This window comes from Alteribacter salitolerans (assembly GCF_016901055.1).
In the GTDB taxonomy this organism is placed as follows: Bacteria; Bacillota; Bacilli; order Bacillales; family Salisediminibacteriaceae; genus Alteribacter; species Alteribacter keqinensis.
On record NZ_JAFEUX010000006.1, the window covers coordinates 54,406 to 68,071 of the forward strand.

17 protein-coding genes are annotated in these 13,666 nt (G+C 41.2%); 15 read left to right on the forward strand and 2 right to left on the reverse strand.

Translation table 11 applies throughout. The features are described 5' to 3' along the window. Positions 1-262: 262 nt before the first annotated feature. From JSY36_RS12895 to rpsI, 6 genes are all read left to right on the forward strand, one after another. On the forward strand, positions 263-1,111 hold the full coding sequence (locus JSY36_RS12895; RefSeq protein ID WP_122901875.1) for an energy-coupling factor transporter ATPase: 849 nt from the start codon (positions 263-265) through the stop codon (positions 1,109-1,111). Further along, complete coding sequence (locus JSY36_RS12900; protein ID WP_122901560.1) at positions 1,087-1,965, forward strand: energy-coupling factor transporter ATPase; 879 nt, start codon at positions 1,087-1,089, stop codon at positions 1,963-1,965. The genes JSY36_RS12895 and JSY36_RS12900 overlap by 25 nt, the downstream gene beginning before the upstream one ends. Then, on the forward strand, positions 1,958-2,755 hold the full coding sequence (locus JSY36_RS12905; RefSeq protein ID WP_205166692.1) for a CbiQ family ECF transporter T component: 798 nt from the start codon (positions 1,958-1,960) through the stop codon (positions 2,753-2,755). The genes JSY36_RS12900 and JSY36_RS12905 overlap by 8 nt, the downstream gene beginning before the upstream one ends. Before the next feature lie 26 nt (positions 2,756-2,781). Next, complete coding sequence (gene truA, locus JSY36_RS12910) at positions 2,782-3,543, forward strand: tRNA pseudouridine(38-40) synthase TruA (RefSeq protein ID WP_205166693.1); 762 nt, start codon at positions 2,782-2,784, stop codon at positions 3,541-3,543. 494 nt (positions 3,544-4,037) lie between these two features. After that, entirely contained in the window at positions 4,038-4,475 is a 438-nt protein-coding gene (rplM, locus tag JSY36_RS12915; RefSeq protein ID WP_122901566.1) for a 50S ribosomal protein L13, read from the forward strand. Positions 4,476-4,496: 21 nt separating this feature from the next. Beyond that, complete coding sequence (gene rpsI, locus JSY36_RS12920) at positions 4,497-4,889, forward strand: 30S ribosomal protein S9 (RefSeq protein WP_026688591.1); 393 nt, start codon at positions 4,497-4,499, stop codon at positions 4,887-4,889. A gap of 107 nt (positions 4,890-4,996) precedes the next feature. Here rpsI and JSY36_RS12925 read toward each other — a convergent pair whose 3' ends face one another. Together JSY36_RS12925 and JSY36_RS12930 are read right to left on the reverse strand one after the other, a co-directional pair. Further along, on the reverse strand, positions 4,997-6,145 hold the full coding sequence (locus JSY36_RS12925; protein ID WP_205166694.1) for a site-specific integrase: 1,149 nt from the start codon (positions 6,143-6,145) through the stop codon (positions 4,997-4,999). 11 nt (positions 6,146-6,156) lie between these two features. Then, positions 6,157-7,074, reverse strand: a complete 918-nt coding sequence (locus JSY36_RS12930) for a hypothetical protein (RefSeq protein WP_205166695.1) — start codon at positions 7,072-7,074, stop codon at positions 6,157-6,159. Between the two features lie 133 nt (positions 7,075-7,207). Between JSY36_RS12930 and JSY36_RS12935 the strand changes: the two genes are divergently transcribed. The 9 genes from JSY36_RS12935 (at position 7,208) to JSY36_RS12975 (ending at position 13,625) form a co-directional block, all read left to right on the forward strand. Continuing rightward, positions 7,208-7,447, forward strand: a complete 240-nt coding sequence (locus JSY36_RS12935) for a hypothetical protein (RefSeq protein WP_205166696.1) — start codon at positions 7,208-7,210, stop codon at positions 7,445-7,447. After that, positions 7,431-7,604: a hypothetical protein gene (locus JSY36_RS12940; protein ID WP_205166697.1), complete on the forward strand. Its 174-nt coding sequence runs from the start codon at positions 7,431-7,433 to the stop codon at positions 7,602-7,604. Before JSY36_RS12935 ends, JSY36_RS12940 begins: the two co-directional genes overlap by 17 nt. Beyond that, entirely contained in the window at positions 7,601-7,885 is a 285-nt protein-coding gene (locus JSY36_RS12945; RefSeq protein WP_205166698.1) for a helix-turn-helix domain-containing protein, read from the forward strand. Before JSY36_RS12940 ends, JSY36_RS12945 begins: the two co-directional genes overlap by 4 nt. After that, complete coding sequence (locus JSY36_RS12950; RefSeq protein ID WP_205166699.1) at positions 7,878-8,759, forward strand: bifunctional DNA primase/polymerase; 882 nt, start codon at positions 7,878-7,880, stop codon at positions 8,757-8,759. Before JSY36_RS12945 ends, JSY36_RS12950 begins: the two co-directional genes overlap by 8 nt. Then, positions 8,747-10,210, forward strand: a complete 1,464-nt coding sequence (locus tag JSY36_RS12955) for a YfjI family protein (protein ID WP_205166700.1) — start codon at positions 8,747-8,749, stop codon at positions 10,208-10,210. Before JSY36_RS12950 ends, JSY36_RS12955 begins: the two co-directional genes overlap by 13 nt. Before the next feature lie 263 nt (positions 10,211-10,473). Further along, entirely contained in the window at positions 10,474-11,010 is a 537-nt protein-coding gene (locus tag JSY36_RS12960; RefSeq protein WP_205166701.1) for a hypothetical protein, read from the forward strand. 349 nt (positions 11,011-11,359) lie between these two features. Then, positions 11,360-12,280: an HNH endonuclease gene (locus JSY36_RS12965; RefSeq protein ID WP_205166702.1), complete on the forward strand. Its 921-nt coding sequence runs from the start codon at positions 11,360-11,362 to the stop codon at positions 12,278-12,280. A gap of 113 nt (positions 12,281-12,393) precedes the next feature. Continuing rightward, on the forward strand, positions 12,394-12,681 hold the full coding sequence (locus JSY36_RS12970) for a hypothetical protein (RefSeq protein ID WP_205166703.1): 288 nt from the start codon (positions 12,394-12,396) through the stop codon (positions 12,679-12,681). A 458-nt stretch (positions 12,682-13,139) separates the two neighbouring features. Further along, positions 13,140-13,625, forward strand: a complete 486-nt coding sequence (locus tag JSY36_RS12975) for a Panacea domain-containing protein (protein WP_205166704.1) — start codon at positions 13,140-13,142, stop codon at positions 13,623-13,625. Positions 13,626-13,666 lie beyond the last annotated feature (41 nt).

Here is a 13,666-nt window from a genome sequence, read left to right on the forward strand (position 1 = left end):
ATTGTTGTAAAGGGCGAGACTCAGAATCTGGCATTCGACAGGTTCTGTTTCTATGCCCTTTTTTTGTAGAAGCTGTTCGCAGAAACAGTTTGAGTAAGGCAGTGTTTACAAGGGGCACCCTCTTGTAAACACAAGGGCCTGCTCTTATCAAAGATAGGTTTGTCAAGATCGGATTCCTGGCATTACTCATGCCGGGTTGTTATCCAAAGCAAGAAGACAACATGATGCACTCCAGAGATAGAAAGAGGAGGAAGCCGGTACCATGGATAAATCAGATTATCACATCAAGGTTGAAAACCTGACTTTTCGATATCGTGAAGACGATGCTGCGGTCCTTGACGATGTGAGCCTTACTGTACCCCGTGGACAGTGGCTGGCTGTAACAGGCCACAACGGATCCGGCAAATCAACGTTGGCAAAAATGCTGAACGGCCTTCTCATCCCAGACCAGGGAGTCGTATCAATTGGAGAATGGACAACAGGAAATGACAGTCATATCACAATGATCCGGAAAAAGCTGGGGATGGTTTTTCAAAACCCGGACAACCAGCTGGTAGCACCAACCGTTCAGGATGATGTGGCATTTGCTCTGGAGAACAGCGGTGTAGAACCTCGGGAAATGAAACAAAGAGTAATGGCTCATATAAAAAAAGCAGGACTTGAAGGGCTCGAAAATGCTGAGCCTCATAAGCTGTCAGGAGGCCAGAAACAGCGTGTTGCAATCGCTGGTGCCATGGCACTGCAGCCTGATGTCATCGTCCTTGATGAAGCAACTTCCATGCTTGATCCAGAAGGGCGCTCAGAGATTCACAGCCTTTTGCATGAACTCAGACAAGACGGGAAGATGACGATTATCAGTATTACACATGACCTTGATGAGGCTATGTCTGCTGATCGTGTCGCGGTAATGAATCAAGGCAGGATTATTGCTGATGGAGCGCCATTAACCATATTCGAACAAACAGCATTATTGCAAGAAGCAGGACTTGATGTACCTTTTATTATTCAGTTGCGCCACGAACTGGAAAGTCAAGGTGTTGTTCTTTCTAAAAGCATACGTACAGAAAAAGAGATGGTGGATGCGATATGCACATTAAAGCGCAAGACCTAGGCTTTACGTATATGAAAAACACCCCGTTTGAAAAGAGAGCACTCCGGGGTGTAAACCTTGAGCTTAAAGAGGGCTCAAGAGTGGCAATTGTGGGCCATACAGGATCGGGGAAGTCAACCCTGGTCCAGCATATCAACGGTCTCCTTGTTCCTTCTGAAGGGAGCTTGACAGCCGGGGAGGTGGAAATCCGTCCCGGGACTAAACAAAAGACGCTGGCGAAACTGAGACAGCAGGTGGGCATGGTGTTCCAATTTCCGGAACACCAGCTTTTTGATGAAACAGTGGAGAAAGACGTGGCATTCGGTCCCCTTAATTTCGGCTATTCACGTGAAGAAGCGTTCCGTCTTGCCTGTGAAGCCCTTGGTAAGGTTGGGCTCCATGATAAAGAGCTCTATCAAAAATCTCCTTTCGACTTAAGCGGGGGTCAGATGCGCAGGGTTGCGATTGCCGGAGTCCTTGCTAGTAACCCGGACGTGCTCATCCTTGATGAGCCCACAGCGGGACTTGACCCCCAGGGACGGATAAACATGATGGAGCTGTTTTCTGACTGGCAGAAGGAAAAACAAGAACGATCCTATGTTCTTGTTACTCATCATATGGAAGATGCGGCAACGTACGCTGACTATATTTTTGTTATGCATAAAGGTTCCCTTGTTTTTGAAGGATCTCCTGAAGAGGTGTTCTCCGATGAAGCTCGGCTCAAACAATGGGGACTGGGTGTTCCGAAGAGTTCCAGTCTGTTAATGAACCTTTCAAAAAGGACCGGAGCACCACTGACTGTAACAGCGTTCACCCCTGAGGATGCAGCTTTGGAGATTGCCAGGTTTCTTAAGGGGGACGAAGGCAGTGTTTGATAATATTATTATCGGCCAGTACGTTCCCCGTGAATCAGTCATTCACAGAATGGACCCGAGAGCAAAGCTCATCTGTCTTTTCGTTTTTATGATCGTCTTGTTTGTCGGTAACCGGATCACAGCTCTTGTTCCCGGTATATTTTTTGTGATCGCAGCGTTTCTTCTGGCACAGATCCCTCTTCGTTTTTTTGCAAAAGGATTAAGGATCATTGCTATTATTATTTTTATTACTTTTATCCTTCACCTTTTTATGACCAGGGAAGGGGATGTTCTTTTTCAGGGAGGATGGATTACGCTCCATGAAGGGGCGCTTACCCAGGCTTCTTTAATTGCCCTGAGGCTTTTGCTTCTTGTAATTCTGGCATCTATGCTCACGCTTACGACAACGCCGATCGATTTAACCGACGGTCTTGAAAAGCTGTTTGGTCCTCTGAAAAAAATCGGTGTTCCAGCTCACGAACTGGCTCTGACCATGAGTATCGCCCTGCGGTTTATTCCTACACTCCTCGGAGAAACAGAGAAAATCGTAAAAGCACAGATGGCAAGAGGGGCATCATTCTCAGAAGGGTCTCTCGTGAAACGGGCAAAAGCCCTCGTTCCGTTATTGGTGCCTCTTTTGATCCAGTCCTTTAAACGGGCTGAGGATCTGGCAACGGCGATGGAGGCAAGAGGGTATGACGGGAGTGCGAACCGGACGAAATACCGTCAGCTTCACTGGAAAAGGTCGGACACCCTGATGCTGGTGATCACCGTTTTAACCGGCGTGGTCATATTTTTACTCAGAGGATAAAGGCAAACATGAAAGCAGGTGATTAGATGACCCGGTATGTATGTCGCGTTGCCTATGACGGCACCGCATTTTCCGGCTACCAGGTCCAGGCGAACGGCCGGACGGTTCAGACTGCATTCGAACAAAGCTTGAAGAAACTTCATAAAGGCGTTGTAGTAGAATCCAAGGCATCCGGACGGACCGATGCAGGGGTTCATGCTAAAGGGCAGATGATCCAGTTTGACTCTGAGCTCGGTATTGCTCTTGAAAACTGGCCCATTGCCTTGAACGCCGTCTTGCCGCCGGATGTTGCCGTAATGGCTGTGGCAACGGTCCCTGACGACTTTCATGTGCGCTACGATACAACCGGTAAGGAATACCGCTACCGCATCCTCAGAGGACGCCAGAAAGACGTCTTCAGACGCAACTACACGTATCAGCCCTTTCCGCTGATTACCGATGTGGAAGCCATGAGAGCGGCTGCTGGGCATCTACTCGGTACCCATGATTTTACGAGCTTTTGTTCACCTCGTACGGACGTAGTGGATAAAGTGCGGACCATTACAGAGGTGGAGATCGTGGAAGAGGCGGATGAGCTGCTGCTACGCTACAGAGGGAGCGGCTTTCTTTATCAGATGGTGAGAATCCTTACGGGAACGCTTGTAGAAGTAGGGCAGGGAAAAAGGCCCCCTGACTCTGTTAAGGACATTCTCACAGCCAAGGACAGGGATGCTGCAGGGCCGACTGCTCCAGGACACGGCCTGTACCTCTGGGATGTGTTTTACGATACCGATTTGTTTGGGAAATGACGTGAAGGCGAAGCTGGATTAGATGTAGTTGAGCCAGAGTGGATATCAGGTGAAGTGATGAATACGAATGGCTGGCTTTTTGGGGGACTCTGTAGTCCAAAAGATTTTTTCTGTTTATATAATGTCATGATGAAGCCGTAGTGCCCAAGACTCCTGCGGTGATGGGGGCCAGGCAAGACCCCGCAGGGCGCAGCCTGAGGAGGCTTGCCGGCACGACCGCGGAAAGCGAAGGGCACGCAGGCTTCATTAACATGATCCGTATTTTAAGAGGAAATGTGCGTAACAAAAATCTGTAAGAAAACAGGTTTTGAAACTTGGAAGAAAAAAACTTCACGTGACAACGAATCCTGGTGTAACATTCTATTGACATCACTGTCTCAATAGGTTAAGATGGTCTATGGTATTCTAAAGCCCACTAGCCCCGGGCAGACGAATCGTTTTGTAACAATGTAGTTATGATTTTGGTATTGAAGTATTAGGAGGGAAATAATCTGATGCGTACGACATATATGGCAAAGCCTAGCGAAGTAGAACGTAAATGGTACGTTGTAGACGCGGAAGGTAAAACGCTTGGTCGTCTTTCAACTGAAGTTGCGTCAATTCTTCGTGGAAAGCACAAGCCAACGTTTACACCACACATCGACACTGGAGATCACGTAATCGTGATCAACGCAGAAAAAATTCACCTGACTGGTAATAAGCTTGCTGACAAGATGTATTACCGTCACTCTCAGCACCCAGGCGGACTTAAGAGCATGACTGCTCAAGAGATGCGCGATCGCAAACCGGTAAAAATGCTAGAGCTTGCGATTAAAGGAATGCTACCAAAAGGGTCTCTTGGCCGTAAGCAAGGCATGAAGCTTCATGTTTATGCCGGCAGCGAGCACCCACACCAAGCACAACAGCCTGAAAACTACGAATTACGCGGTTAATAAAGAAGGAGGTTATCCACTTTGGCACAGGTTCAATACTACGGAACTGGTCGTCGTAAGCACTCCGTTGCACGTGTACGTTTAGTACCTGGTGATGGTGCAATCACTATCAACAAGCGTGACATCGATGAGTACTTCGACCTTGAAACTCTAAAACTTATCGTAAAACAACCACTAGCTGAGACTGAAACAGAAGGTACGTATGACATTCACGTAACTGTTCACGGCGGTGGCTACACAGGACAAGCGGGTGCGATCCGTCACGGTATCTCTCGCGCGCTTCTAGAAGCAGATCCTGAGTACCGCACATCTCTTAAGCGTGCTGGCTTCTTGACTCGTGACGCTCGTATGAAAGAGCGTAAGAAATACGGTCTTAAAGCAGCTCGTCGTGCTCCTCAGTTCTCGAAGCGTTAATTATCAACACTTTAAAGGCTCTCAACCGATTTCGGTTGGGGGTCTTTTTTGTTTTTGAAATCGTTTTTGACCACATTTTGACCACAAAAGATATTTCTGACTGCAGCTTATAGCTCAATGTACCTCTGAAATTTCTCTGCAGTCTTCTCTTTTAGGTAATCAGTAACGTGTGTGTAGATGTTCATCGTCATTTGAATATCTGAATGTCCTAAGCGCTCCTGGACCTCTTTAATACTTGCACCAGCTTCGAAGAGAAGTGATGCGTGTGTATGCCTCAAGCCATGTATCGTTATTCTATGGAGATTATGTTTTCTGATGAGGATATTGAGCTTTTCATTCAAGTAAGAGGCACGCAGTGGCAAACTTCCATCCCGAGTGAAGACAATGTTTTCTTTATTAGTAGACATTAAAGCCAGGTTGTCTTTCTTCTGTTCAATACGTAATTTCTTTAGCAGCTCTAGGGTTTGGGGATCTAAGCTTATTAGGCGCCTGGACTCTTTTGTTTTGGAGGTTTGAAAGATGTGTTTTCCTTCAGCGTGAAACAGCGTCTTCGATAATTTTACAGAACCGACTTCAAAGTCAATGTCATCCCAAGTAAGGGCTAGAATTTCCCCTTTCCTTGCCCCTGTGTATATCAAAAGTTGAAAGCATGCGTGATCCCGTAATGACAATTCCTGCTTAGTAATTGCAAGAAATTTTTTAAGCTCATCTTTCTTCCAGTATTTCCGATCTTCTGTTTGCCCGGGTTCATTAATAAATTCTTTTTTCTGTTTAGGAACAGTCACATGGTCCAGGGGGTTTTTTAGGATTACGTCCATCTTTGTAGCGTATTTAAAAACCTGGTTCGCTTGAATCTTAATGTCATTTACAGAAGATACAGATTCGGCAATTTCATTAATCATATTCTGACAATAAGAGCGTGTTATTTCTTTCAATTTTAATCTTCCGAAGCGGGGAAGAATATGCTTTTTAAACATTGATTCAATTCTTTTTTTTGTACTAACCTTAATGGTCTTTGAATGGTTGGCGTACCATTGATCGAAGACATCTTGGAAAGTAAGGCTATCGTACTGAAGTGATAGCCCACTTTCGATTTCTTGCTCAAACTTGTTTGCAGCTTTTATGGCTTCTTTTTTTGTTTTAAAGCCTCTACGTGTTGTCTGTTTTGCTTTTCCTGTGGACGGATCAATTACTGTTCGAGTCTTAAATAACCACATTTGCCCTTTTTTTGTTGAGTACCTTTGGAATGATGCCATTAGGTTCACCTCTAATTATTTTTTAGTTTTCTGTATCTCCAAGCAGCGGACTTACACGCATCATTACAATATGTTTTCCGTCCCTTTTTTTGAATCGGCAGCTTGCATTCGGGGCTTCCGCATAAGGTAATCTTTGTGCTCTCGTTAACTTGTTGCCAAAGGTCATAATATATGGCAGCTAGTAGGTGGTGAGTGGATCTTAATTCAGCTATATGGAACCCGATAGACTTCTTTTTATTCTCAACAATTTTAGATGGGTATATGTTCACTCCTCCCTCTAGGAACAGAGCGATGCTTTTGGCTAACACTTCCTTTGCCAATTCTATATAAGAACGATCCTCAGGTTTATCAATATCGATATAGGTAAACTCCCCATCTGACCAAAAGACCCCATAACCTCTGTGGTCAAGCTTTTCGATTGTTAATAAATTCTCCTCTATTTCAACACTGTCGCCACCACTTTCTTTTAAAAGTGCTCTATACAGCTTGAGTAACCTGCGCACATTTTTAATATGCCATTCCCATAATATAAGGGGTTCAAAATAACTTTTCCCATACTTTAAGTCATGGATAATCTCAGAAAAATTTGGTAATTCAATTTGGGAGGTTTTCCATTTATCTGGGGGGGTTACCCCAAGCAAACCGTATATTTTAGAAAATTCTTCTATGTCTTTTGTGGATTTGAGTTTTGAAAACAAAAATGATATCCCTGAATTATCGTAATCAATTAACTTCGGCTCATTGCCTACAGTTATCAAGCCGATTACGTCTTCGACTGTAGAAAAATAGCGACCATACAGTTTCCAGTGAGGATCAATATTTGCATCTTCGTCAGATAAACCTAGCATGTATTCTTCACTGAAGGAGTGTGGGGTCCATAAATATGCAGGTAAAATGGAGGCTTTTGATTTTATATTAAGATTTAGCAATGTTTTCTGTCCTTTCTTTAAATCGTCACGACTTGTTACGATAAATCGTTATTTTTATATGATTTATCGTGATATTCTGTTTAATATAAAGATTGTACCATTATTATCACTATTCTGAAAGGGGAAATGACCAATGTTTAAACGTAACCAGATCATTCGAAAGGAAAAAGGAAATATACCTAACTGGATAATTGCCGAAAAGCTGAACGTACATGAAAGCACTTTACTTAGATGGATGCGGCATGAAATGCCATCAACGTTGAAAGGTGAAATTCTCGATGTAATTGAGCAAGTAAAAAAAGATAATTTATCGAGCTGTGGAAATGATCAGAAAAAAATAACAAGGTGGAATGAAAATGAAAGAACAAAGTAACCAAGATATAAGGGAATTAATAAGCAACAATGGTCATACCTTTGGTGAAGTTGCAAGCTTGCTTAATATTAATGAGAGGACTCTTCTATCCATACTTTCGAAAGAATTGGAGTATGTAGACAAAAGATGGCTAATTAAGGAGGTATCTAAGCTATGAGCGTAAAAATTGAGCTAGCGGATGATACCTGGTTAGTTCACAGGGAGGACCTGAAAGGTGTCCTTAAAGAAGTGGTTCAAGAAATGAAAGAAGACAGTTCTGAAAACGAGGTCATGACGATCAAGGAAACTGCTACATATCTTAAAGTCAGCGTTCCGGTTGTTAGGGACATGATTGCCTGCAACGATATTCCTTATTTTAGGCGTGGACAGGTTATAAGGTTAAAGCGTTCTGATATAAGGGAATGGATGCGTGGAAATATAGGAGTCCAACATGGTTGATTATGGAAGTCTTGACACTGTAAGTTGTTTTCCAGCGGAAAATATAGCATTGCAAGCTGCACTTGGATACACGCAATTGCTTAAATGGGCTGTTTTTCCGGTTCATTCAATTGAAAAGGGGCGTTGTACATGTAATAAAGCATGTACAAGCCCTGGGAAGCACCCGAGGACCCTCAACGGGGTAAAGGCAGCTACAGCCCAAACAGATAAAATCATTAAAATGTTCTCAGGCGTATCTCAATCAAATGTAGGTATTGCTACTGGGAGCAAGAGTGGATTTTTCGTACTAGACATAGATCCGAAGCACGGCGGTGATAAATCGCTGAAAGTACTAACGGATCAATATGGGAAGATTCCTCAGACAGTTAAGGCTCAAACAGGAGGGTGTGGATATCATTATTTGTTTCAACATCAGAACGGTATCTTTAACAGAACAAGTATAATGCCGGGGATAGATATAAGAGGGGAGGGCGGCTATATCGTTGCCCCTCCTTCAAGGCATAGTAGTGGTAAAAAGTACAAGTGGGAAGTAATGGGTAAACCGCGCCAAATTCCAATTGCCAAAGCTCCAAGCTGGTTACTGGAATTAATAGTACAAACTAAAGGAAAACGAATTCAAAAAAAGCCTTCCTCTTACTGGTCAGATTTACTTAACGGTGTATGTGAAGGAGAACGGAATATCGCGGCAGCCTCTTTATCAGGATATTTGTTTAGAAAAATAGATCCGGTCCTAGTCCCAGAAATAATGCGCCTCTGGAATGAAGCTAGAGTAAACCCACCATTGAAACGGGTGGAACTGGAACGAGTGCTCAACTCTGTAGCTAGGCTGGAGTACAAGAGGCGACAGAAGGAGGGGAGGGAATGGACTATGTAAATGCACTGAAAGAATTAACAGATGATAATAGATCCATCATTGAATGGAGTGAACCTATAGGCTTTGATGATTATAAGCTTGCTGAATTCAATACAGCAATTTTCCCTGAATGGTTGGGACGCTTTGTAGAAGGGGTAGCAGAAACCACGCAAACCCCAAAAGATGCTTCTGGAATCGCTGCAATTTCAATATTATCAACGATACTGGCAAGAAAGTATGAAGTCAAGATTGTTGGTGATTGGGTAGAGACTTTAAATACTTATACTGTGATGGCCCTGGGATCTGCAAATCGTAAATCATCCGTACTCAAAAGTTTTATCAAGCCTGTTATGGAGTTTGAGCGAGAGCAAACAGAACTTCTTAGATCAGCGGCGGCTAAACAACAACAGTGGCTGCAGGCAAAACAGAAGCGAATTGAGAAGTTGGAAAAGGACTTTGCAAGGAGCAATGATCCCCAGGTAATGGATGAAATCTTTACAGTGAGAGAAGAAATTGAAACAGCGCCTAAAATTACTGTTCCTGTTTTTATCGCAGCGGATGCTACTCCCGAGAAACTAGCTGATTTAATGGCTAGTAATAATGAAAAAATATCCATCTTATCTGCAGAAGGGGCCGAAGTATTTCAAATGATGGCGGGACGATACGCCAAATCATCTAATCTTGATATATATTTAAAGGGTCATTCAGCTGATAATGTGTCAATCGATCGGGTCGGAAGAGACCCGATAAAGCTGTACAATCCAACTCTTACTATTGGGTTATTTGTTCAACCATCTGTGGTAAAAGAGATACCGTCTACATTTCAAGACAGAGGCTTAACTCAAAGGTTTTTATATTCTTTTCCTTTATCGAAAGTAGGCTACAGGGAAATAGAGCCTAATGGGATGTCTGAAAACGATAAAATGAACTTTTATGTCCATATAAACAAATTGTTACAATTAGGAGGCGGTACTCCAACGCAGTTAAGTCTGGATAAAGAAGCGAAAGGTTATGAAGTACATATGCGTACTGAAATTGAAGAAATGCTCAGGGAAGACGATCTGCCTGAAAGCTTTCGGGGATGGATAGGGAAGCTGGCTGGTCAGATCATTAGGATAGCTGGGCTTTTACATGTTGCTGAACATGTAAATAGCGAAATTCCTTCAGAGCTGGGGATTAATACCTTGAAAAAAGCAGATGAATTAAGAAGCTATTTTATCCAGCATGCTAAAAAGGCACACGGTGTCATGGGTGTAAGTAAAACTGATGTAAATGCGAAGTACTTGCTTAAGAAAATCAAGGAACAAAACAAAAAAACAGTTGATTACCGTACGGTACAACTATTAACGAATAAAAGATTCAGAAGATCAGAAGAATTGAAACAAACTTTACAGAACCTTGAAATAAGAGGGTTTATTCAAATGGATAAAAAAGGCAAGAAAGTAATATTCCACGTTCACCCTGATCTATAGTTTTACTACAGGTACTACAACAGGTTTCGATCCTTTGGTAACAATGAAAGATAAGGGGTAGGAAGTAGGTTCCTACTCCTTACTACACTTACTACAATGACTAAGTGTAGTAACTGTAGTTCAATGTAGTATAGACATTGGAACGCTTATCATTCAGTGGTTGTAGGTGTTTTATCTAAAGGTAGCCAATGTAGTAGGTAAACAGACTGTGTTCTATAAACGAATACTTCCCTAATGATTTAGGTAAAAAAGGTGGATGGTGCATGGGTGGGACAGGATCTGGTATTTATGGTGCTCGCTTAAAGGAACCTAAAGTTACTTTGGAGCAATGTAAGTGTTTAAAGATTGATCAAGTACAAAATAATATTGACCCAACTACAAAAGAATTGCCAATGTGGATTGAAAAAGATGGTGAATCACAGAACCGGGCGCTTGGTATTGCCTGGACTGATTGTAATCTCGGAGGTAAGAGGCCGTGGTTTATATGCCCAGGATGTGATGACAGAAAAGGAAAGCTTTTTTATATGAGGGGTGAATTCTATTGTAGATTATGTCATGACTTAGCATACAGAACTACGCAAATATCAGGGAATCGAGTCGCTGAACTAGACTGGAAGATACATAAAGTCTGTCAGAGGTTGGAGTTGCAGAGCACTGATTGGTTGAATCAAGTGGACCATCTTGTTAAACCAAAAAACATGCACCGAACTGTGTTCTTTAAACTTCGGATAATTTTGATGTACTTAAAAGAAAAAAGAGCACAGGCACAACTAAATGAAATGGCGAAGCTAAAAAAATAACAGATTCACCTGTTGTAGATAAAGGCTTGTTTCAAGATAGGCTCTATTCAACGTTTAAAGTTAAATACACCTAGTGCAACCTAGACAGCTTATGTAAAGGTTATTTACTATGGTACAAATTAAACGTATAATTAAAGTAAAATTATTCCATTGAGTCCTTATTTACTTTATCTGAGCTTTATTAAATATGGATGTTATTATTAAGGATAAAAGCTCGTCTTACAAGCGATTACAGAGTTAACTGAGTCCTTTTCGTTGTGTTAAACGAAAGAGGATACACAGGGAAGCAATTAAACCCTCTGCTGCAGGTAATGTTTATAATATCCTAATCTAATAGGAGTGGTATTTAGTGAATAAAATTTTGGATGAATTTGATTTTGAACTGAAAAACACCGATACTCAATACTTTATCCTTGATACTAAAGGTACCCTTCAGGATCACGGGGATGTAGATTTTAAATCATACGATTGGTCACCAAGTCGTTATAATCTTGTTAATGAAGGTGACTTGTTCATATACCGACGTCCTCAATCATTCTCGGAAGTTAAAGGGGAGTTTTATTTTTTTGGGGCTGGTAAGATTGGCACTATCCGTAGGGTAGGGAAAGATCGATTATCGGGGGAAGTTATTAAACCTGTTCCGTTTACCCCCGTTCTTTTAAAGTCCGAGTTGAGTCACTTTAAGTGGACATTTAAACCTCGAGGTGAAACGTGGGAACGGTTCTTTAACCAATACGGAATGAACAAAATTGCAAAAGAAGACTTCTTAGGATTAGCAGGTTTAGCGAACCGAGAAACTAATATTGAAGATTCGGGTTTCGCAGAGCAAGTTATTGCGATACAAAAACAGCAACAGAAAAGCTATTATGTTGGTGATTCTCTAGGTGTAAGCAAAACTCGCGGGAATTATCAGGTGGTTTTTTCAGATCAAGTAAAAAGAAATTACGGGTATAGGTGTGCAATAACAGGAATTAAAACTAGGGGCTTTCTAGTAGGTTCCCACATTATTCCATGGTCAATAAATAAAGAAACTAGACTGGATCCGCGTAATGGTATATGTCTATCTACATTCGTTGATCAAGCTTTTGATAAAGGTTTCATTACAATTACATCGGATTATAGAGTGAAATTATCCCCAAAAGTGTATGAGGATGGTGCTCTTTTCAAAGAATTAACTCCATATAACGGTGTAAGAATTAAAGTACCTAGACATGGCACGCCGAAACGGGAATACCTGGAGTGGCACAATAATAACATCTTTCTTCATTAGCAGAAAATAAGTTGTAAATTGCTTTTCTGTGATGTGTCTGTCTTTGTTCCCATTTAGCTTGCATAGAAAAAGAATGTATATTATTTCAGTGATAATTTTATCTGGAGGTAAACATGGAAAGAACAAAAGGACTTACAGGATGGCTGTGTCCAAACGGAATATTTATCAGTTGTGAGTATGGAGAACATAGAAGTGTATTACCACAATTAACGAAAAGTACATACGAAGAAGCAATAAATTCAAAGTTCATCAATATCACTTCGGATACCGAAGATTCAACTATTGGGATATATTCTAAACCTACAAAAGAGCAAATAAACTGGTTAATTGAAAATCATACAAAATTTGATTATTACCAAGCCTCCGAATTTAAAGCAGCTAGACGACTTTATAAATTCTAATATTATATACAACGCCAACTTTCTCCATGAGTATTAATGCGATTATATTTTAAGGGGGATTTTTTCCACACCTTCAGGTTGAATGTTTTTGTAGAGGATAAGTTAAAGAACGTGACCCCTTATTGAGACCCAGACGATGCATAAGCAAAAGAATCGTCGAAGATCCTGTACTTAAATTGATTTTATGATAATAATATACGGATTTATTTCATACAAGGTGTTAATCATAAAAAAAAGTCACCATTGACCAACTTACTACATATGGTATTACAAGGAAAAGTTTTTTGATTAATATCCCTGCAAATAGTTGGTGAGGAGACGAGTATAAAGGAGTATATAATTAAAGAAATGGGTAAAGCAGTGACAAAGTCAAGTTTTTATTATATGATTGTATTAAGAAATGTAGGTTACTTATTCAACAGAATTGTGTTATAATTTATAATTTTGGAGGTGGAGTAATGGTTAGCTTATTTATTCCAAGAAAAATAAGTGTACTTGATGTATCGGATTATTTCCTTAGCCGTTCTGTGCCTGGTACTAATCAAGCTATTACTCATCTAAAACTACAAAAGCTTGTTTATTTTGCTCAGGCCTGGCATTTAGCATTGACCGGCAAGAAAATATTCGAAAACCGTATTGAAGCTTGGACACACGGGCCAGTTGTCCCAGAACTCTACAGTAAATACAAAGCTTTCGGATTTAGAGAATTACCAAAAAAAGAAGATGTAAAAGAAGCGACTTTTGAAAAAGATGTGTTAGAAACACTAGGGCTGGTTTGGGAGTTGTATGGAGATAAAGAAGGAAAAGTTCTTGAAAATATTACTCATAACGAGGACCCCTGGATCGAAGCAAGAAGAGAGTTGTCCCAACATGAAAGATCTAACGTAGAGATATCCACATATAAAATGGAAGAATACTTCAAAAATGAATATATTCAACAATAATAATAGCAGAGATTACCAAATCTCTGCTATTATTATTGTTG